This is a genomic window from Agromyces archimandritae, assembly GCF_018024495.1.
Taxonomy (GTDB): Bacteria; Actinomycetota; Actinomycetes; order Actinomycetales; family Microbacteriaceae; genus Agromyces; species Agromyces archimandritae.
The window spans coordinates 2,011,630-2,030,900 of the sequence record NZ_CP071696.1 but is presented as its reverse complement, the minus strand read 5'-3'; the positions used below and the strand labels follow the sequence as shown (position 1 = coordinate 2,030,900).

Here is a 19,271-nt window from a genome sequence, read left to right as displayed (position 1 = left end):
CGCTCCGAGCGACGGCTCGGTGGGGGCGATAAGTAACGTACCGGGTATTACATTAGGCGCGCAACACCGCCGCGAGCCGCTGCACGGCGAAGGCGTAGCCCTGGATGCCGGCACCCACGATGACGCACGCGGCGACGTCGGACAGATAGGAGTGGTGCCGGAACGGCTCGCGCGCATGCACGTTCGTGACGTGCACCTCGGCGAACGGCAGCGCCACCCCCGTCAGCGCATCTCGGAGCGCCACCGAGGTATGCGTGTACCCGCCGGCGTTCACGACGATCGCATCGCAGTCCTCGCGGGCGGCGTGCACGGCATCCACCAGCGCCCCTTCCGAATTGTGCTGCACGGCACGGATCGCGAACCCCTCCCCCGCCGCGGCCGCCTCGGCGAGCGCGACCGCATCGGCGAGGGTCTCGCGGCCGTAGAGGGCCGGTTCGCGCGTGCCGAGCAGGTTCAGGTTGGGGCCGTTCAGCACGAGGATGCGCCGGTGGATGCCGGGGGCCGCGGCATCCGCACCCCCGCCCCGCCGGGCGCGCCCGTTCCGCCGCCGCTCATGCGCCGACCCCCGCCCGGCGCTGCGCGGCGAGCCGCACCGGCGCGTTCAGCGCCCCGTACCCGTCGTAGCCGCCGCGCCGTTCGACGATCTCGAGGAAGACGTCGCCGATCGTCGGCGTGTAGAAGTGGATGAATTCGCCGGCGTCGTCGCGGTCGTAGAGCAGGTCGAGCTCGCGGAGCGTGGCCAGCAGCTCCGGGTCGAGGGCGAAGCGGGCGGCGAGGTCGTCGTAGTAGTTGTCGGGCACGGGCAGGAAGTCGAGGCCGCGCGCGCGGGCGGCGCGGGCGACGCCGATGACGTCGCCAGTGCGGATCGCGATGTGCCGGCTCGGCATGGGCGCGGTCGGCGGGGCGAGGTTCATCGGCAGGCGCACGATGCCGTCGCGGGATCGCATGACCTGGCTGCGGACGAGGCCTTGCGGGCCGGGCACGTCGGCGGGGGGTTCGGCGTCGAGGCCGACGGCGCTCGTCATGAACAGCACGGCTTCGTCGAAGTCCTGCCAGGGGTAGGCGACGTTGATGTGATCGACGCGGCCGCCGAACGATTCGACCCCGCGGCCGCCTTCGAACTCGGCCAGCCAGCCGTCGGGGGCGTCGTTCCAGTACACCTCGGTGCCGTCGGGCGAGGCGACGGCCGGCAGCTCCTGCTCGCCGGCGTAGCTGCGGCGGTAGACGGCCGGTGCGCCGAGGGCGTCGGCGCGGGCGGCGGCCGAGGCGGCGTCGGCGACGACGAGCCCGAATGCCGAGAGGCGGGGGCGTTCGGCGCGCAGCTGCTCGTTCAGGATGATGCGGGCGTCGCCGGCGGTCCAGAGCCGGACGGGCTTCGTGCGGTGCCTGCCGCGGAAGGCGAAGCCGAGCCGGTCGAGCAGGCGATCCACGGCGTCGAGGTCGCCTCCCCCGATCTCGACGAAGTCGATGCCCTGCGCCCGCTGGGGTTCGGGCAGCCGGTCGGCCCAGGTGCCGCGTTCGCGGGCGGTGCGGTCGGCGAGCCAGCTGAGCGAGCGGCGGGCGTGGGCGGCGGTGCGGGTGACGTCGGTCTGCCGGAAGGTGTCGTTGAAGACCTCGAGCGAGAGCGGCCCGGTGTAGCCGGCACGCTGCACGTGGGCGAGGAAGCCGGTGAGGTCGAAGTCGCCTTCGCCCGGGAAGAGGCGGTGGTGGCGGCTCCACGAGAGCACGTCCATGTCGAGGCGGGGAGCGTCGGCCAGTTGCAGGAAGAAGATCTTCTCGGCCGGGATCTCCTCGATGGCGGCGGGGTCGTGCCCGCGGGAGAGGATGTGGAAGCTGTCGAGGCAGACGCCGAGGTTCGGCCGGTCGGCGAGTTCGACGAGGCGCCAGGCGTGCCGGTAGTCGTCGACGTAGCGGCCCCAGGCGAGGGCTTCGTAGGCGATGCGGATGCCGCGGGCAGCTGCCGCGTCGGCGAGGAGGCCGAGTTGGGCGGCGGCGACGGCGTCGTCGTCGACGGATGCCGTGGCGACGTTGCTGCAGACGAGCACGAGGTCGGTGCCGAGGCGCTGCATGATGTCGAACTTGGCCTCGGCGCGGCGCAGGTTCTCGGCGAAGACGTCGTCGCTGACGCCTTCGATGTCGCGCATCGGCTGGAACATGTCGATCGTGAGGCCGAGGCGGTCGCAGAGGGCGCGGATCTCCTCGGGCGATTCGTAGGCGGCGATGAGGTCGGCGTCCATGATCTCGACTCCGTCGAAGCCTGCGGCGGCGCAGGCGTGGAGTTTCTCGACCAGGCCGCCGGAGAGGCAGACGGTGGCTATGGAGGTCAGCATGCGCGTCAATGTACCAGGAAGTACATTGCGCGTGTACCGGTCGGTACATCGAGTGGATGCCCCGGCGCGCGGCCGGGGGCGGGCGCCCCACGGCATCCACTCGGGAATTTCTGTTAGCAAGACTAATAAGCTAGACTAAGGAATTCATGGCCAAGACGATCGCAGAGCAGAGCACCGAACTGCGCATGGCCGTGTTCCGGCTCTCCCGGCGCATCCGCGCCCAGAAAGCCGATCAGGCCCTCTCCGACGCGCAGTTCGCGGTGCTGGGCGGCCTGAACCGACACGGCACGCAGACGCTCACCCAGCTCGCCGAGAGCGAGAAGGTGTCGGCCCCGTCGATGAACCGCACGGTCAACTGCCTCGAAGAGGCCGGCTACCTCGTGCGCGAACCCGACGCCGCCGACCGCCGCAAAACCAACATCTCGCTGAGCGACGACGGGCGCGCTCTCGTCAAGGCCACCCTGCGCAAACGCGACGCCTGGCTCACCGAGCGCCTGCGGGAGCTGTCCAAAGAAGAGCGGGAGACCATCGCCCGCGCCGTCGAACTGATCGGAGGAATCGCCACCCAGTGAGTGCCATGTTCCGCTCCCTCGCCCACCGCAACTACCGCATCTGGTTCGTCGGCGCCCTCGTCTCCAACGTCGGGGCGTGGATGCAGGCCACCGCCCAGAACTGGGTCGTGCTCACCGAACTCAGCGACAACGATGCGCTCGCGGTCGGCATCACCATGGCCCTCCAGTTCGCCCCGCAGTTCATCCTCGTGCCCATCACCGGCCTCATCGCCGACCGCTTCGACCGCCGCAAGATCCTCATCGCGACGCAGAGCGCCCTCGGCATCCTCGCCCTCGCCCTCGGCGCCCTCCTCATCCTCGGCCACGCCCAGCTCTGGCACCTCTACGTCTTCGCACTGCTCCTCGGCATCGTGAACGCCGTCGACAACCCCGCCCGGCAGACCTTCGTCGCCGACCTCGTCTCGGGCTCCGACATGTCCAACGCCGTCGCCCTGAACTCGGCCTCGTTCAACACCGCCCGCATGATCGGCCCCGCCGTCGGCGGCTTCCTCATCGTCCTCGTCGGCTCCGGCTGGGTGTTCGTCATCAACGCCGTCACCTTCATCGCCGTCATCGCCGCGCTCATGGCCCTCCGCAAGGGCGTGAAACGCACCGCCCGCGCGCCTCGCCAGCCCGGCCAGCTCGTCGCCGGCTTCCGCTACGTGTGGACGAGACCCGACCTGCTCGTCGTCTTCGTCATCGTCTTCCTCATCGGCGCGTTCGGCATGAACTTCCCGATCTTCTCGTCCACGATGGCCGTCGAGTTCGGCCGCGGGGCCGGCGAATACGGCATCCTGAACTCGATCCTCGCGATCGGCTCGCTCGCCGGCGCCCTCATGGCCGCCCGCCGCGAACGCGCCCGCATGCGCGTCATCATCCTCGCCTCCGGCTTCTTCGGGCTCGCCGCACTGCTGTCGTCGGTGATGCCCACGTACTGGACGTTCGCGGCATCCACCATCCTCATCGGCTTCGGCTCGGTCACCCTGCTGACCACGGCGAACGGGTACGTGCAGACCACCACCGACCCCCTGCTGCGCGGGCGCGTCATGGCGCTGTATATGGCGATCCTCTCCGGCGGCACGCCGCTCGGCGCGCCCATCGTCGGCGCCGTCGCCGACGGCTGGGGCCCGCGATGGGGGCTCGGGATCGCCGCCGTCGCCGGCGTGCTCGCCTGCATCATCGGGCTCGGCTGGCTCGTGTTCTCGCGCGGTATGCGCGTGGTGCGGCATCCCTCCCGCAAGTGGATGCCGTCGGTCAGCTACCTCGAACCGCCCACCGCCGCGATCGCGGTGCCCGTGACGGCGCCGGCGCCGATCATCGTGCGGGCCGCGCCCGCCGGCGAGGCGGCCCGCGTGCGTGAGGCCGGTGCGGCGGATGCCGGGGCCGGCTCGGCGGGCGCCGAGCCCGCCGCACCGCGCCGCACAGCCGACACCGGCCCCATCACCCGTCGGCCGCTCGCCGAGGTCACCGAACGCGCCGAAGCCGCCGACGTCCTCCCCGAGGACTTCTCGGATGAGGCGGCGCTCACCTCCCCCATCCGCCTCCCGAAGCTGCCCCGGCGGGAGGGGTAGAGCGCCGCAGCCGCATTAGGCCGTCTCAGCGGAGCCCGGCCTGGATGCGGAGGCCGAACGGGTGCGGGCCGGCGGCGTACCAGACGACCGAACCGCCGAGCGGGAACATCAGCACCGCGACGACCCACACGGTTTTCTCGATCGAGTTGAGATCCTCGTGCTTCGCGATCTGCGTGAGCGCGAATGCCAGCGCCCCCAGCCACAGCGCGACCGCCGACACTGCGACGACGATGACGACGGGTTCCATACCGGCTCCTTCGGTTCGATGCCAGCGTAGCCAAGATCCGGGCTGCGACACCAGGGGGTCGTAGCCGGATTCCCACCGCAGCCGCGAGGTGACGCGAACTGCGCTTCGCAGACGGTCGAAGCGACGCTTTGCGCGACCTCGCCGGTGCGGCTTCCGCGGGTTACGCGCGATCCTTGAAGTAGGCGAAGAGGTGCCGCTCGCGCACGAGCGCGAGCGAGGCCGCGGTTCCGAGCAATGCCCCGGTGAAGACGAGCATCGGGGTCTTCATCCCCTCGCCGAGCACGGCCGGCACATCGTCGGGGGCGAAGCCGGCGGCGAGCACGGCGACGGCGGATGCCACGAGCAGCGCCGCGGATGCCGCCCATACCGCAGCCTCGCCGAGGGCGGTGACCATGATCGTGCCTCGTGTCGCTCCGACGTGCAGGTTCGATGCGAACTCGAGGCGCCGAGCGCGTACGGCCGCGAAGCCGATGAGCGCTGCGACGCCGCCCGCCATGAGCGGCGCCCACGCCGTCGGGCGGGCGAGGAAACGTTCGTGGCCGGTGAACTCGGCGCCGAATGCGGCGTTCAGCTGGGCGTATTCGGGGTTCTCGGCGTCGGGGCCGGCGGCCGCCGGCATCAAGGTGCCGGCGAGCATGGCGCGCAGTTGCGGCTGCGGCGGCCATGCGCGGGCCCAGCATTCGTCGAATCCGGTGTCGGCCGTCACCGGGCGCAGGACCGCCCACCCGAGCCCCTGTCGCCGTCCGTCGGAGGGGTAGTCGTACACGGCCGCGACGGGCATGTCTCCGGCAGCGGTCGCCACGGCGGCGCCCGGGCCTGCACCGAGCGCATCCGCGGCATCCGCCGACAGGAACGTGCCGGCGCCCGCAGCCGCCCGGTCGAACAGCCTCGCGAACGCGGGGGTGACGTCGTAGGCCGTCAGCGGGGCGGACGGCAGCACGGCGGTCGCGAGGGTGGATGCCGGCCGCAGCGCCCCCGCTGCCTCGACCCCGGGAACCTCGGTCAGCCGCTCGCACGCCTCGCCGTCGACGCGGGCCGGCGCGATGATGATCATCGTCGAACCGCCGGCGGCGTGGAACGCGGCGGCCTCGGCGGTGAGCTGCCGCACGGTCGCCAGGTCTGCGGCGACGGCCACGATGCCCACCACGGCGGCCATCAGCGCGAGCAGCACGACACGTGCCGTGCCGCTCGCGACGCCGCGCCGGATCTCGCCGGCGATGTCACGGGCGCGCATCGACCCGCACCCGTTCCGCCCGATCGCCCGCCACCCGTTCGCCGAGGTCGACGTGCGCCGTGCACGCGTCGCGTGTGCGCGGGTCGTGCGTGGCGATGACGATGATCGTGCGCTGCTCGGCGAGGCGGCCGATGACCGCGTTGACGGTGTCGGCGGTGACCGGGTCGAGCTGCGCGGTCGGTTCGTCGATGAGCAGCAGTTCGGGGCCCGCGGCGATCGCCCGGGCGAGCATGAGCCGTTGCGCCTCCCCGCCGGAGAGGGAGCGGAACTCGCGGTCGGCGAGCGCGGCGAGACCGAATCGGTCGAGCGTGCCGAGCGCTTCTTCGGCGGCCGTCGCCCGCGGCGTTCCGCGGGCGAGCAGCGGGTAGGCGACGAGGTCGAGCGCGGTGCGCCGCGGCGGGCCGAACGGGTTCTGGAACACCCAGCCGATGCGATCGACGCCCTCGCGCACGACGATGCCCTCGGCTGGGTCCGCCCAGCCGGCGATGAGATTCAGCAGCGTCGACTTGCCGGACCCCGAGGGGCCGGTGAGGGCGGTGACCTCGCCCGGCCGCAGCAGGGCGTCGAGTCCACGGAACAACCAGGGCTGGCCGGCAAAACGGTGCCCGAGGCCGGTGAGCGTCACGCGCATGCGTGCTCGCCGGGGTCGAGGGCGACCTCGCCCGGCGGTGGGCCGCCGGTGAACGTCACGAACGTCTGCCCGAGCTGCGAACCGACGATGTGAACCGGGCGCGCCTCCCCGTCGGCGAGCACGCATCCATCGGCACCCTCGATGCCGAAGACCGACTGCGGCGGCACCGACGAGACCTCGGCGGCTTCGGCGAGCGCCAGCGTCGCCGGGATCATGAGAGTGCCCTCGTTCGCCTGTGCGGTGCGGAACGCGATCGTGGTCGTGATGCCGATGCGGGCGTCGGCCGAGGCGACGACGCCCTCGGCATCCACCGGGAAGGTGCGATCGTCGACCACGAGCACGCGTTCGCCCTCGATGAGGTCGGCGGGCATCTCGGCGAGGCGAGCGGATGCCGGGGTGGATGCCAGGGTGAGCAACGCGTCGCCGGGGGCGAGCTGCCGGCCCACGGTCGCGTCGCAGCTGCGGATCGGCACCGCTGCCGCGGGCGACCACACGGTGCGTGCACGTTCGACGCGGTCGACGTCATCGTCGCCGCCGGCGCGTGCGAACAGTTCGCCGAGGGCGTCGAGGGTGCCGCCGCCGAGTTCGCCGTCGGCCGCGACGTCGAAGCCGAGTCGCGCGAGTTCGGTCTGCAGGGCTGCGACGTCATCGCCCTCGTCGCCCGGGGCGAGGTCGCGCCAGAGCGGGATGCCCGTCGCGAGCGCGATCACCGGTCGATCGTCGATCACGGCGATGCCGGCACCCGAGGCGAGCTCGGCCCCCGGCGCACAGCTCCACGACGTCAGCGTGCCGGCCGCCGGAGCGGCGACTTCGAGCGGCTGCGGTTCGGAGACGATGAGCTGCACGGCCCGCTCATCGGCGAAACGCTGCGCCGCCACCGGCGCCGCCTTCGGGGCATCCGCTTCGGCGAGGCTCGCCGGCACGATCGGCTGCAGGGCGAGCGCCGTCGCCCCCGCACCGACGCCGACGGCCAGAAGCGCGCCGAGCACGATGAGCCCGGCCCGTGCGGACGGTCGGCGGCTCATCGCCGCAGTCCCCTGCGCATCGTCGCCCGCCCGGCCTCGCCGGTGTTCCCGCCCATGTGCGGCACGCTATCAGCCTCTCACTGCCCGGTGCGCGGGTCGTCGTTGCATCGCCAGAAGATCGCCTCGCCCGATGCGGGGTCGAGGAACGGAAAGTCGAGCGTCGTGTTGTCGTGTGCGAACTCCTCGGCCGTATATGAGGTCGCGACCGCCCCGTTCCGTATGAGGCATTCCGCTTTGAGCTCGTTCCGGTCCCGGTTTTCCGGATTGATGATCGCGCTGCGGTGCAGAAGCGCGAGCGGGTGCTCACCGGAGGCCTTCTCGCACGCCCCGAGGATCTGATTGCCCTCTTCGCCGCCGACGTCGCTCGGAGCCACCGTGTACCTGCCGCCGTTGTACTCGGTGATGTGCATGCCATGTCGCTCAGTGCAGGCTTTGAGCCGCTCGACAGCCTCGGCGAGTTCGGCGTCGGACACCGTCTCATCCAGAATCGCATCCCGCACGAACTGCGACTCCGTCTCCTGCCACGCAGTGGTGTACTCGGCCGCGAACGGCCCCTCGAACGCGGGGGCGGCCGCCGCCGGGTCGACCGTATCGGCCGCGTCCGGAGCGGGTAGTTCCCCCTGTGCCGCGCATCCGGCCAGCACGAAGACGACGGACGCAACAAGCATCCTGAGGCTTCCGCGAATCGCCATCGGCATCTCAGCTACTTCTCATCCCCCGAGAGCAGTCCGAGTGGGTCATTCTGACATTCCGTGAATGCACGATCCCCGGTTTTCGGATCGAGGAACGGGAACGAACGTTCAGGATTGTCGCGAGCGAATTCCTTCGCCGTATACCCGTCCGCGACAACGCCGTTCTGCACCATGCATGCTGCCATGATCTCATTCATGTCTTCGTTCTGCGGATTACTCTGCATCTGAGCACGGATAATCGACAATGGGAACCATCCCGATTCCATGTCACATGCGTCCAGGTCTGCATTCGCGGGCTCAGGATCCTCGCCGCGACCGTTCATGTCGACTCGGTAGCCGTGAGCATCGTGGCTCGTGACAAGCATGCCGGCACCCTCGACGCACGTCGTGAGTCGAGCCAGAATCTCAGCGAACTCCGCGTCCGAAATCTCCTCATCAGCGATCACTCCGTGCACGAACGGGTTCCCGTAGTTCGTCCACGCGTCGCGAAACTCGGATGCGTACGGGCCGTCGAAGGAAGGCATCTCAGCAATGCTGCCTGTGCGCTGCGCCGGGGCAGAGTGTGCACTAGAGCACGAGCTCATTGCGAAGACGACCAGCACGGCCGCTGCCGTGCTGGTCGCGACTGTGTAGCGCATAGAACTAGATGTGCCACCAGTAGAAATGGTTTCCACTGTAGCCGGCGGCCACAACAGCGTCTAGCGCCATGTCCCACCCCCTACGTACTCGGTGGTCGCGTTGGCGGCCATCCCTCCGCCGAATACAACGGCAATGCCGACTCCCAGACCAGCCAAGGCTGACAGACGCTTGCGTTTCATCGTATGTTCCTTCCGTTCGTCAGTGAACAGCGAACGTGGAGTATTGATGCAATTCATCTTGGGGGGGCCTTCAGCAGACGTCAAGCGAACCGCTTGAATTCGTTCAGATCATGAAGATCATGCATCCAGGGCGCAGAAAGCAGGCACGCCGTAAAAGGTTCTTCGCCAACGAGTCCGTACCGGGTGCCGCCATCGGGCCTTCGCCCCGCTCTCGCCTGTGAGGTGCCGCGAGGAACGGGTTCATGAAGCGGCCGCCGGGGTCGAGGCGTTCGCGGAGAGCGGCGAAGAGCACCCAGTCCGGGTACCGTGCCGCCGGCCGCGATCCCGGTCGGCAGGCGGTCGGTGGCGATCAGGGTTCCGTCGGTGTCGACGATCGTGTTGAAGCTGTGCCGGGTGCCGAGCGGGCGGATCGGGCCGGGCGCGTCCGCGACGAGGCCGCGCAGCTCATCCACCGACGATGGATGCCGGATGCGCCCCCGATATGCGAGGTTGCCCGCCCAGTTGGTCTCGACGGTCACGGTTCGGCGACGGTCACGCCGTCCACGGCATCGGCCGCTCAGGATGCCGCTCGGAGTCGTCGGGGAACTGCGGCAGCTCGGTGCCGCCGGCGCGGATGCAGAGCCAGCGCAGCTGCTCGCTGCCGCCCGGCGCGGCCCGCCACGTGCGGGCGACGCCGGGGCCGACACGGACGACCGTGCCCGGCCCGACCTCGACGACCTCGTCGTCCAGACCCATCTGCCCGCGGCCGCCGAGGAACACGTACAGCTCTTCGATGCGCGCATGCGTGTGCCAGTACCCGGCCTCCTCGCCGGGCTCGAGCGCGTTGGCCGTGAGGCCGATGTACTGCGACTCGAGTTCGTGATCCACGACCCGTCGCCCGTCGCGCGCACTGTCGGGGCGGAACCCGCCGTGGTGGTCGCGCCACTCGTCGAGGGCGCCGATCTCGAGCACTTCGTAAGCCGTCATGCCGCCACGCTAGCGGCTGCCCGAAGGAGGCGCGAGAGGCAGGGTTCCCGCGGGTCGCCGGCTCACCTGAAGATCACGCGATCCGTCCGAAATCTACGTTTTGCCTAACGTGGAATCTACGTTTTGCGGGGCGTGCGCATGCGCCGCCGGCATACCCCTACCCGCTGTAGGCCTCCGCGCAGGTGCGCTGCGAGGCCGACTGGCCGCGGATGCCGTCGAGGGTCTCGGGCGGGGTGGATGCCGGGGGCGCCGCGGCATCGGCGCCGTCGGCTGCGCCGGCGCCCGCGTCGGCCGCACCGTCGGCGGGCTCACCGTCGGCGGGCTCACCGTCGGCGGGCTCACCGTCGGCGGAGCCACCGGCATCCACCGCAGCCCCGGAATCCACCGCGCCCCCGGCATCCGCACCCGACGCCGGGTCCTCCGCCACACCCGGCCCGAGGGCGTCCTCGCCGAGCCCGAACGGTTCGTCGGCGACGATCTTCGCGATGAGCTCCTCGGCCTGCCACTCGATCGGCACGACCTTGCCCGGGAACTCCTCCGACCCCGTCGAACCCGGGTACTGCACGAAGACGATGCTCTCGAGCGGCACATCCTTCAGCGTCAGCGCGAGCGACGCCATCGTCAACGGGTTCGCCATCGACGTCGAGAGCTTCATGTGGTCGGCGGCGACCTGCCCGAGCGCGACGAGCTTGCCGGGGTCGCCGAGCGTCTCGTCCGACTTCGCCTTGCGGATCAGCGACGACAGGAACGACTGCTGGTTCGAGATGCGCGACAGGTCGCTGCCGTCGCCGATGCCGTGCCGGGTGCGCAGGAACCCGAGCGCCGTCTCGCCCTGCACGACGCTCGTGCCGGCCGGCAGCACGAGGCCGGCATCCGGGTCGTCGATGGCCTCCTGCACGCAGATCTCCACCCCGCCGACCGCGTTGCTGAGCGCGACGACGCCGCCGAACGACACCGCCGCCGCATACTCGAACGGCTCCCCCGTCAACGTGCCGAGCGTCGCCGCCACGCAGGCGATGCCGCCGCGTTCGTAGGCGACGTTCACCGGTTGCGCCGACATCGCGTCGAACGTCTCGCCGGTGTCGGGGTCGGTGCATTCGGGATGCGGGATGACGAGGTCGCGCGGAAAACTCATCGCAACCGCCCGCGAATGATCGGCCGCGACGTGCAGCCAGATGTTCACATCGTTCAGGGTCGCGTCGCGTTCGCCGTAGGCGTCGCCCTGGTCGGCGTCGTTGTCGGTGCCGACGATGAGCATGTCGAACCCGCCGTCGACGGCGCCGAGGCCGGTGATGTGCGGCGCATCCCCCGAACCGATGTCGACCGAGTTCGACGACACCGCGTTCAGCAGATCCCAGGCGAAATAGGCCGCCGTCGACACGCCGGCGATGAGCAGGCAGGCCGCACCGGCGCCGACGCGTGCGAGCACACGGGCGGCGCGCGCCCGCGCGTGCGGGCGGCGGCGGTGTCGGGCGGCGGGGTCGATGAGGTCCTCGGAGTGCGGATCGGGCGGGGCCGGGCGGGCGGGGCGCATGCCCGCGGTGGATGCCGCGGCGCGCGCGTGGCATGAGCGTACCCGCATCGGCACTGATCCGAACGGACGCCGATCCGAACCGTAGCCGCGCGCCGGTCGCTCCCTCTAAAAGAACGTCGCCGCAGGCACCTCGGCGAGCCAGGCGAGCGCACGCCCGAGGAGCTCCCGGTACTCGTCCGACTCGTAGGCGCGGGCGTCGTGGCCGAGCGCCGAGTACACGAGCCGCGACGGGGCGAGCTCCCGCGCCCAGATCAGCGGATGCCGGATGCCGTCTTCGACATGCTCGGCGATCGGCTCGATCACGCCCGACAGCGGCATCCCGCTGTAGCGCTCGTCGAACACCGTGAAGTCGGCGAGGCCGTCGGCGATCTCGTGGTCGCCGACGATGCGCACGCGCGCCTCGCCGATCGGCGGGTGCCAGGAACGGCCGTCGATCCACCGCGCGCCGAGCGCCGCGCCGAAGGCGGGCAGTTCGCGCAGCGTGGATGCCGCCGAGTGCACCGCGAGCACGCCGACGCCGCGCTCCAGGGCGGCGTCGAGCGCGTCGGCGGCGCGGTCTTCGAGCTCGGGCGACGGCGGCGGGGCATCCGCACCCTCCGGCATGGGCCCGTCGGGGTCGCCGGCGTTCACGACGATGAGGTGCGCCCCGCCGGCCAGATCGGCCAGGCCCTCGAGGGGTCCGTCGGCGATCTCGGGTTCGAACCCGGCGGCCCGCACGATGTCGGCGAGCGCGGCGCTCGTCTCGGGGTATGGATGCCAGGGGTCGGCCGTCCGGCCGGCCCCGCTCAGGATGACGGCGCGCATGCTCCCCCTTCCGCCCATCTGCAGCGTACCGCGGCGGGCCGGGCGCGGCCCGGCATCCACTGCCGGCCGATGCATTGCACCCGGGCATTCGACCCTTGCCGAGGGCGCGGCGATCTGGATAGGCTCGCTCGAGAAAGCGGTTTCTCAGACCGCGCGAAGGGATGCGGATGCGGATACTCGTCACCGGATCGGCCGGGCGCCTCGGCCGCAGCACGGCGCTCGGCCTCGCCGCAGCCGGCCACCAGGTCACCGGCGCCGACCGCGCATCCGCCGGCCTGCCCGGCATCGACGAACGCCTCGCCGACCTCGCCGACGACACCGCCGTCGCCGAACTGCTCGCCGCAACCCGGCCCCAGGCGATCGTTCACCTCGCCGCGATCGCCGTTCCGTTCAGCGCCCCCGAACGCCGCATCTTCGCCGTCAACACCGCCATCGCCCACACCGTCTTCGAGGCCGCCGCCGCCGCCGGCGTCGAACGGGTGCTCGCCGCCAGCAGCCCCACCGTGCTCGGCTACGGCATCGCCGACTGGCATCCGCACACCCTCCCCCTCGACGAAACCCACCCCGTCGCCCCCGCCAACGCCTACGCCGCCTCCAAACTCGCGATCGAAGAACTCGCCCGCATGTTCGCGCGCACCACCCCCACCGCGTTCGGCGTGTTCCGCCCCTGCTACGTCATCACACCCGAAGAATGGGCCGGCGCCCCCACCCAGCAGGGCCACACCATCGCCGAACGCCTCGCCGACCCCGCGCTCGCAGCCGTCAGCCTCTTCAACTACGTCGACGCCCGCGACGCCGCCGACTTCGCCGCTGCCTGGGTCGCAGCACCCGTGGACGCCGTGGACGGCGAGACCTTCTTCGTCGGCGCCGCCGACGCGCTCGCCGTGCGGCCGGTCGCCGAGCTCCGAGTCGAATTCGCCCCCGAGCTCGGGCCCGCGGCCGACGCGCTCACCGGCACCGCCCCCGTGTTCAGCCCGGCGAAGGCGGCCGCCCGACTCGGATGGCGGCCGCGCCGCAGCTGGCGCGACGAGCATGTCGGCGGGGGCGACCCGGCATCCACCGCTCCCCCTGCCGCACCGCCCCCGGCATCCACCGCACCCGCCGGTCGAGTAGGCGCGCGGCGCCGTATCGAGACCCTGCCCGGCACCCCCGCGGCATCCACACCCGCCGCCGCGAACCCCGCACCCCAACCCGCTCCGACCGAATCGAGCCTCGCATGACCCTCGCCTTCGACGGCGTCCTCTTCTTCCCCGTCACCCCCTTCGACGCCGCCGGCCGGGTCGACACGGGCCTGCTCGGCGAGCACATCGCCGGCCGGCTCGGGTACGGGCCCGGCGGGGTGTTCCCCGCGTGCGGCACCGGCGAGTTCCATGCGCTTTCGACGGCCGAGATCGCACGGGTCGTCGCGGTCGCCGTCGAAACGGTGGGCGGGCGGATGCCGGTGATCGCCGGATCCGGCGGCGGCCTCGGCGACGCCCTCGAGACCGCCCGATCCGCCGCCGATGCCGGCGCCGACGGGCTGCTCCTGCTCCCGCCCGCGCTCGTCACCGGCACCGCCGACGGCCTCATCGCCTGGGTCGAGACGATCGCCGAGACCGCCGCGCTTCCGGTCATCGTCTACCATCGCGGCACAGCCGGATACACGCCCGACGCGATCCGCCGCCTGGCCGCCCACCCCCTCGTCGCCGGATTCAAAGACGGCACCGGCGACATCGGCCGCACGCAGGAGATCGTGCTCGCCGCCGGCGAGATCGCCCGCACCACCGGGCGGCCCCTCGCTTTCTTCAACGGGCTCCTGACCGCCGAGCTCACCCAGGGCGCCTACCGCGGCATCGGCGTTCCGCTGTACTCCTCTGCCGCATTCGCGATGATCCCCGAAGTCGCGGCGCTGCACTATCGCGCCTGCGCGAACGGGGACGAGTCCGTGCGCCTCGCCCTGCTCGACGGTTTCTACCGCCCCCTCGTCGCACTGCGCGACGAGACGCCCGGCTTCGGCGTCTCGCTCGTGAAGGCCGGCCTGCGGCTGCGAGGGCTGCCCGTCGGCGGGGTGCGGCCTCCGCTCGTCGACCCCACGCCCGAGCAGGAACGGCGCCTCGCCGGCATCCTGGAACGCGGGCTGGAACTCGCCGCCGAGCTGGGCGGGGCGGCGGGGACGGGTGCGGATGCCGTGGGCGCCGCGAGCGCGAAGGCGGGCGCGGGTGCGGATGCCGCCGGCGCCGCGGCGGACGGATCGGCGAGCACCGCGGGGCCGGGTGCGGATGCCGCCGGCCGCCCCACGGCATCCGCACCCGCTGCTAGGGTCGGCCGATGACCGCACCGATCCGCCGGCTCGACACCCGCCTGTTCCGTGCCCCGCTCGGCCGCCCGTGGGGGCCGGGGGTCGACCGGCTCGCGTTCATCTCGGTCGAGGTCGAAGACGACGCCGGCTCCGTCGGCCGCGGCCTGTCATGGACGCCGACGATCGGCGCCGAGGCGGTGCAGGCCCTGCTCGACCACGACATCAGGGCGTGGGCGATCGGGCGGCCGGCGGATGCCGGCGCGCTCTGGCATCCACTGTGGCGACACCTGCACGAAGCCGGCGGCGGCGGCATCACGACCATCGCGATGGCCGGGCTCGACCTCGCCCTCTGGGATCTCGATGCGGGCCGTGCCGGCCGGCCGATGGTCGAGCATCTCGGCCGCGCGCATCAGCGCGTGCGCGCCTACGGAAGCGGCATCAACCGGCACTACTCTTTCGACGAGCTCGTCGCGCAGGCCGAACGGTGGGTGGATGCCGGATTCGACGCCGTGAAGATGAAGGTCGGCCTGCCCGAACTCGCCGACGACATCCGCCGCGTCGCCGCCGTGCGCGAGATCATCGGCCCCGACCGGGCGCTCATGATCGACGCGAACCAGCTGTGGAGCGTCGACGACGCCGTGCGCGCGGTGAACGAACTCGCCGTGTTCGACCTGAACTGGGTCGAGGAGCCGCTGCGCGCCGACGACCTCGCCGGGCACATCCGCCTGCGCGAGGCGATCGACGTGCCGATCGCCGTCGGCGAGAACCTGCACACCCGGTACCGATTCGGGGAGTTCCTGGACGCCGGCGTCGCCGATGTCGTGCAGCCGAACGTCGTGCGGGTCGGCGGCATCACCCCGTTCCTGCAGATCGCCGCCCTCGCCGACGAGCACGGGGCGACCGTGGCGCCGCACCTGCTGACCGAGCTCAGCGCCCAGCTCGCGCTCGCCCGCACCGCCGACACGCCCGTCGAGGCGCCCGAGGGCGCGTCGTTCGACGAGCTCGGCGTGATCGACGGAATGCCCCCGGTCGTCGTCGAGCACGGTTGGGCGCGCGACACCGGGCAGGCCGGACTCGGCATCCGGCTCGTGGATGCCGCCGCTCCGGTGTTCTGAGCGGCGGCGCCTGCCGGCGGCCTCGCCGTCCTGCCCCGTCCTTTCCGCCTCCCTTTTTTGCGCAATGCAGGAACGCGCACGGCGTGTCGCACCCCACCATGCGGCAGAAGGCCCCGCGACACGAATGCTCTCCTGCATTGCGCAGATGAGAGCGCGGAATCAGGGTGTAGATGCCGCGGGTCCATCTACCCGGCTCGCACCGCCATGCTCCCGAATCCGTGCGCCCTCCATCCCGCCGCCGGCCTTTTCTGGCTCTTCGGAGATCTGGTGGGGGTGAGGTGTCCGGGGCGTGACTGGCGTGTAGGGGTCGAGGTCCCCGAGGATCAGAAGCGCTAACCACCTGATTCCGACCGAGGACCTCGACGTGCTTCACCTTACTTCGGGGCGCGTTGACGCGCGTCCGGCTGCTGATCCCTGTGACCGTTGTGACCTGCTGCTGGGCCTGGACGGGGTCCACGTCGAGCATGTCGATCGCCGTGACGGCCTGCTGACGGTCACGGTCTCCAGCCCGCCGGGACCTGCCGGGTGCCCATCGTGCGGGGTGATCGCGACCGGTCGTGGCCGCCGACGCCGGGTGCTGCGGGACGTGCCTGGCGCTGACCGGGTGCGCCTGGTATGGCGGCAACGCGTCTTCCGCTGCGAGGACACCGACTGCGGCCGGAAGACGTTCATGGAACAGCTCCCGTCGTTGGTCGCCCCACGCGGATCGATCACGGCCCGTGCCGTGGTCTGGGCGATCGGGCAGTTGCGTCGCGAACACGCCACCGTCCAAGGCTTGGCTCGTCAGCTCGACACGTCGTGGAAGACGCTCTGGCGGGCCGTCGAACCCGAACTCGAGCAGCTTGCCGCCGACGAGTCCCGGTTCGACGGGGTCAGCACCCTCGGTGTCGATGAACACATCTGGCACCACGTCGATCCCGCATGCGCGGCCCGGAAGGAGTTGACCGGGATGGTCGACCTGACCCGCGACGAGCACGGCAAGACGCACGCCAGGCTGCTGGACCTCGTGCCCGGCCGTTCCGGGCGCGTCTACAAGGCCTGGCTGGACCAACGCGGCGAGGACTTCCGTCGGAACGTGAAAGTGGCCGCCTTGGATCCCTTCGCCGGCTACAAGGCCGCCATCGACGACAAGCTCCACGACGCGATCGCCGTGCTGGACGCGTTCCACGTTGTGAAGCTCGCTACCGCCGCCGTCGACGAGGTCCGCCGCCGGGTCCAACAGGACACCCTCGGCCATCGCGGCCGGAAGGGCGACCCGCTCTACGGGATCCAGACCATCCTCCGCGCCGGGGCCGAGCACCTCACCGACAAGCAACGAGCACGTCTGGTCGCCGCGATCAACGCCGACCCCGCCCACGAGGAAGTCTTCATCGCCTGGCAGTGTGCACAGCAACTCCGCGCCGCCTACCACGCGAAGGATCTGGCCCAAGGACGACGGATCGCCGTCACCGTCGTCGACACGTTCCACACCTGCCCGATCCCCGAGATCGCCCGCTTGGGCCGCACCCTGAGACGGTGGCGCGACGCGTTCCTGGCCTACTTCACCACCGGCCGCTCATCCAACGGCGGCACCGAGGCCGTGAACGGCATCATCGAACTCCACCGCCGCCTCGCCAGAGGCTTCCGCAACCGCCACAACTACCGCCTCCGCATGCTCCTCGCCGCCGGCGGCCTCACCCCATGACCCCCACCGGATGTCCGAAGAGCCCCTTTTCTGCCGTCCTTCTTCTGCGCAATGCAGGAACACGCACGGCGTGTCGCACCCCACCATGCGGCAGAAGCCCCCGCGACACGAATGCACTCCTGCATTGCGCAGATGAGAGGGTGGAATCGAGGTGTGGATGCCCGGCCGATCACCCGATCCACTCGGCGCAGCATCGCCTGCCACCCGTCCTTTCTGCGCAATGCAGGAACACGCACGGCGTGTCGCACCCTCCACACGGCAGAAGCCCCCGCGACACGAACGCACTCCTGCATTGCGCAGATGAGAGCGGGGAATCAGGGTGTGGATGCCCGGGGCGCCGTCAGGGGCGGGGCGAGGCAAGGGGCGGGGTGCTGTCGCGGACGATGACCTCGAGGGCAGGGCCGGGATCTGCCTCGCGCTCCGGTCGGGCGGAATCGGCGGCGCCCGCTGTGCCGCCAGCGGAATCGGCGCCGCCCGTTACGCCGCCGGCGGAGTCTTCACCGAGCGCGAGACGCAGTGCGCGCCGACCGAGCTCCTCGAGGGGAACGCGCACCGTCGTGAGCGGCGGGGTGACATCGCGGACGGTGGGGATGTCGTCGAATCCGGCGACGGCGAGGTCGCGGCCGGGGGCGAGCCCGGCATCCCGGATCGCGGCGAGCGCACCGACCGCCATGACGTCGTTCGCGGCGAAGACGAGCTCGGCGCCGCCGAGCCCCCGCCCGAGCAGCTCCTGCATCGCGGCGTACCCGCCGTCGCGGGTGAACGCGGCCCGCGCGATGCGCGAGTCGGGCAGGGCGGCCCCGGCATCCGCACCCGAGGCATCCGCTCCGGCATCCGCCGACGCGCGCGAGGCATCCGCACCCGCCGACGCTCCGGCATCGACCGAGGCATCCGCACCCGCCGGCACGCCCGCCGCCCCGCCGCCCGCCCCGGCGAGCCCGGCCCGGAACCCCTCGAGCCGGTCGTCGGCGCCGCGCAACCCCTCATCGCCGGTGACGGCGGCGAACCGACGGTAGCCGAGGCCGACGAGGGTGCGGGCGAGGGCTTCGGCGCCGCCGCGGTTGTCGAGCGGAACCGTGCGGAAGCCGAGCTCGTTCCGGCTGATGATGACGACGTGCCCGCCGGAACGCTCGTATGCCGCCAGTTCGGCGACGAGTGCGTCGGCGGTGGGGTCGTCGGCCGGCCGGGAGGCGGAGAGGATCATGACGCGCGGCCGCTGCCCGCGCAGCTGCCGGACGAGATCGAGTTCGCGGTCGGGGTCGCGGTCGGTCGCGGCCATCGTGACGATGAGGTTCGCCTCGTCGGCGGCGGCGATGACACCCGAGGCGATGGACGAGAAGTAGGGGTCGGCGATGTCGGCGACGAGCAGCGCGACCGTCGTCGTCGCCCCGCGCGCGACGGCCTGCGCCGAGAGGTTCGTCGTGTAGTTCAGGCGGGCGGCGGCGGCGAGCACCCGCTGCCGGTATTCGTCGTTGACCTTGCGAGTACTGCCGTTCAGCGAGCGCGATGCGGTCGCGAGCGACACGCCGGCCTCGCGGGCGACGTCGTGCAGGGTGGCGGCGGTGCGTGCGGGTTCCGTCTCGCTCATGCGTCCTCCAGGCCGGCTGCGCGGCCCGCCGACCACCAGGATATCCAGGCAGATAACGCTTTCCCAGTACCCCGTGCGGGTGTGGATGCCGCGCGCCCCGGCATCCACACGCACCGGCATCCGCGCGCCCCGGCATCCACACGCACCGGCATCCGTTCGCACCGGCATCCGTTCGCACCGGCATCCGGTCCCCGCCCCACCCG

At 71.6% G+C, this 19,271-nt stretch carries 18 protein-coding genes and 1 pseudogene; 6 read left to right on the top strand and 13 right to left on the bottom strand.

What is annotated here, in order from left to right; genetic code table 11:
- Positions 1-52: 52 nt before the first annotated feature.
- Positions 53-475, bottom strand: coding sequence for a type II 3-dehydroquinate dehydratase (aroQ, locus tag G127AT_RS09225; protein ID WP_425305850.1), 423 nt, complete (start codon positions 473-475; stop codon positions 53-55).
- A gap of 76 nt (positions 476-551) precedes the next feature.
- A complete protein-coding gene (locus G127AT_RS09220; RefSeq protein WP_210896233.1) occupies positions 552-2,330 on the bottom strand; it encodes a bifunctional sugar phosphate isomerase/epimerase/4-hydroxyphenylpyruvate dioxygenase family protein in 1,779 nt (592 codons plus the stop codon).
- Between the two features lie 146 nt (positions 2,331-2,476).
- On the opposite strand from G127AT_RS09220, the gene G127AT_RS09215 reads away from it, so the two are divergent.
- Together G127AT_RS09215 and G127AT_RS09210 are read left to right on the top strand one after the other, a co-directional pair.
- Positions 2,477-2,902: a MarR family winged helix-turn-helix transcriptional regulator gene (locus tag G127AT_RS09215; RefSeq protein ID WP_210896231.1), complete on the top strand. Its 426-nt coding sequence runs from the start codon at positions 2,477-2,479 to the stop codon at positions 2,900-2,902.
- A 5-nt stretch (positions 2,903-2,907) separates the two neighbouring features.
- A complete protein-coding gene (locus G127AT_RS09210) occupies positions 2,908-4,452 on the top strand; it encodes an MFS transporter (protein WP_210902004.1) in 1,545 nt (514 codons plus the stop codon).
- 25 nt (positions 4,453-4,477) lie between these two features.
- Here G127AT_RS09210 and G127AT_RS09205 read toward each other — a convergent pair whose 3' ends face one another.
- The 10 genes from G127AT_RS09205 to G127AT_RS09160 form a co-directional block, all read right to left on the bottom strand.
- Positions 4,478-4,699, bottom strand: coding sequence for a PLDc N-terminal domain-containing protein (locus tag G127AT_RS09205; RefSeq protein WP_210896229.1), 222 nt, complete (start codon positions 4,697-4,699; stop codon positions 4,478-4,480).
- A gap of 160 nt (positions 4,700-4,859) precedes the next feature.
- Entirely contained in the window at positions 4,860-5,933 is a 1,074-nt protein-coding gene (locus G127AT_RS09200; RefSeq protein WP_210896228.1) for a hypothetical protein, read from the bottom strand.
- On the bottom strand, positions 5,920-6,564 hold the full coding sequence (locus G127AT_RS09195; protein ID WP_210896226.1) for an ATP-binding cassette domain-containing protein: 645 nt from the start codon (positions 6,562-6,564) through the stop codon (positions 5,920-5,922). Before G127AT_RS09195 ends, G127AT_RS09200 begins: the two co-directional genes overlap by 14 nt.
- Positions 6,555-7,589, bottom strand: coding sequence for a peptidoglycan-binding domain-containing protein (locus G127AT_RS09190; protein ID WP_210896224.1), 1,035 nt, complete (start codon positions 7,587-7,589; stop codon positions 6,555-6,557). Before G127AT_RS09190 ends, G127AT_RS09195 begins: the two co-directional genes overlap by 10 nt.
- A 77-nt stretch (positions 7,590-7,666) precedes the next feature.
- On the bottom strand, positions 7,667-8,233 hold the full coding sequence (locus G127AT_RS09185) for a hypothetical protein (RefSeq protein WP_210896222.1): 567 nt from the start codon (positions 8,231-8,233) through the stop codon (positions 7,667-7,669).
- A gap of 59 nt (positions 8,234-8,292) precedes the next feature.
- Entirely contained in the window at positions 8,293-8,805 is a 513-nt protein-coding gene (locus G127AT_RS09180) for a hypothetical protein (RefSeq protein ID WP_210896220.1), read from the bottom strand.
- Positions 8,806-9,179: 374 nt separating this feature from the next.
- Entirely contained in the window at positions 9,180-9,617 is a 438-nt protein-coding gene (locus tag G127AT_RS09175) for a hypothetical protein (protein ID WP_210896218.1), read from the bottom strand.
- Between the two features lie 13 nt (positions 9,618-9,630).
- A complete protein-coding gene (locus G127AT_RS09170) occupies positions 9,631-10,065 on the bottom strand; it encodes a cupin domain-containing protein (protein WP_210896215.1) in 435 nt (144 codons plus the stop codon).
- Positions 10,066-10,222: 157 nt separating this feature from the next.
- Entirely contained in the window at positions 10,223-11,647 is a 1,425-nt protein-coding gene (locus G127AT_RS09165) for an LCP family protein (RefSeq protein WP_210896213.1), read from the bottom strand.
- 57 nt (positions 11,648-11,704) lie between these two features.
- Positions 11,705-12,403 (bottom strand): ThuA domain-containing protein, encoded by a 699-nt coding sequence (locus tag G127AT_RS09160; RefSeq protein ID WP_210896212.1) that lies wholly within the window; start codon positions 12,401-12,403, stop codon positions 11,705-11,707.
- A 167-nt stretch (positions 12,404-12,570) separates the two neighbouring features.
- Between G127AT_RS09160 and G127AT_RS09155 the strand changes: the two genes are divergently transcribed.
- The 4 genes and pseudogenes from G127AT_RS09155 to G127AT_RS09140 all read left to right on the top strand — a co-directional run bounded on the left by G127AT_RS09155 (position 12,571) and on the right by G127AT_RS09140 (position 17,480).
- Entirely contained in the window at positions 12,571-13,623 is a 1,053-nt protein-coding gene (locus G127AT_RS09155; RefSeq protein WP_210896210.1) for an NAD-dependent epimerase/dehydratase family protein, read from the top strand.
- Positions 13,620-14,531, top strand: a pseudogene (locus G127AT_RS09150) (5-dehydro-4-deoxyglucarate dehydratase); the annotation flags it as partial. The gene G127AT_RS09155 and the pseudogene G127AT_RS09150, both read left to right, overlap by 4 nt.
- A gap of 179 nt (positions 14,532-14,710) precedes the next feature.
- The gene (locus G127AT_RS09145; protein WP_210896206.1) at positions 14,711-15,796 is read left to right on the top strand and encodes a mandelate racemase/muconate lactonizing enzyme family protein; all 1,086 of its coding nucleotides are present in this window, start codon (positions 14,711-14,713) and stop codon (positions 15,794-15,796) included.
- 364 nt (positions 15,797-16,160) lie between these two features.
- Positions 16,161-17,480, top strand: a complete 1,320-nt coding sequence (locus tag G127AT_RS09140; protein WP_425305849.1) for an ISL3 family transposase — start codon at positions 16,161-16,163, stop codon at positions 17,478-17,480.
- A 340-nt stretch (positions 17,481-17,820) separates the two neighbouring features.
- Here the strand turns inward: G127AT_RS09140 and G127AT_RS09135 are convergent, their stop codons facing one another.
- Positions 17,821-19,068, bottom strand: coding sequence for a LacI family DNA-binding transcriptional regulator (locus tag G127AT_RS09135; protein ID WP_210896204.1), 1,248 nt, complete (start codon positions 19,066-19,068; stop codon positions 17,821-17,823).
- Positions 19,069-19,271: the final 203 nt, after the last annotated feature.

Bases quoted from the DNA above. Each gene is read 5' to 3' on its own strand.
- G127AT_RS09220 (WP_210896233.1), bottom strand. From the start codon at position 2,330: ATGCTGACCTCCATAGCCACCGTCTGCCTCTCCGGCGGCCTGGTCGAG.
- G127AT_RS09215 (WP_210896231.1), top strand. From the start codon at position 2,477: ATGGCCAAGACGATCGCAGAGCAGAGCACCGAACTGCGCATGGCCGTG.
- G127AT_RS09210 (WP_210902004.1), top strand. From the start codon at position 2,908: ATGTTCCGCTCCCTCGCCCACCGCAACTACCGCATCTGGTTCGTCGGC.
- G127AT_RS09205 (WP_210896229.1), bottom strand. From the start codon at position 4,699: ATGGAACCCGTCGTCATCGTCGTCGCAGTGTCGGCGGTCGCGCTGTGG.
- G127AT_RS09200 (WP_210896228.1), bottom strand. From the start codon at position 5,933: ATGCGCGCCCGTGACATCGCCGGCGAGATCCGGCGCGGCGTCGCGAGC.
- G127AT_RS09195 (WP_210896226.1), bottom strand. From the start codon at position 6,564: ATGCGCGTGACGCTCACCGGCCTCGGGCACCGTTTTGCCGGCCAGCCC.
- G127AT_RS09190 (WP_210896224.1), bottom strand. From the start codon at position 7,589: ATGAGCCGCCGACCGTCCGCACGGGCCGGGCTCATCGTGCTCGGCGCG.
- G127AT_RS09180 (WP_210896220.1), bottom strand. From the start codon at position 8,805: ATGCCTTCCTTCGACGGCCCGTACGCATCCGAGTTTCGCGACGCGTGG.
- G127AT_RS09170 (WP_210896215.1), bottom strand. From the start codon at position 10,065: ATGACGGCTTACGAAGTGCTCGAGATCGGCGCCCTCGACGAGTGGCGC.
- G127AT_RS09165 (WP_210896213.1), bottom strand. From the start codon at position 11,647: ATGCGGGTACGCTCATGCCACGCGCGCGCCGCGGCATCCACCGCGGGC.
- G127AT_RS09160 (WP_210896212.1), bottom strand. From the start codon at position 12,403: ATGCGCGCCGTCATCCTGAGCGGGGCCGGCCGGACGGCCGACCCCTGG.
- G127AT_RS09155 (WP_210896210.1), top strand. From the start codon at position 12,571: ATGCGGATACTCGTCACCGGATCGGCCGGGCGCCTCGGCCGCAGCACG.
- G127AT_RS09145 (WP_210896206.1), top strand. From the start codon at position 14,711: ATGACCGCACCGATCCGCCGGCTCGACACCCGCCTGTTCCGTGCCCCG.
- G127AT_RS09135 (WP_210896204.1), bottom strand. From the start codon at position 19,068: ATGAGCGAGACGGAACCCGCACGCACCGCCGCCACCCTGCACGACGTC.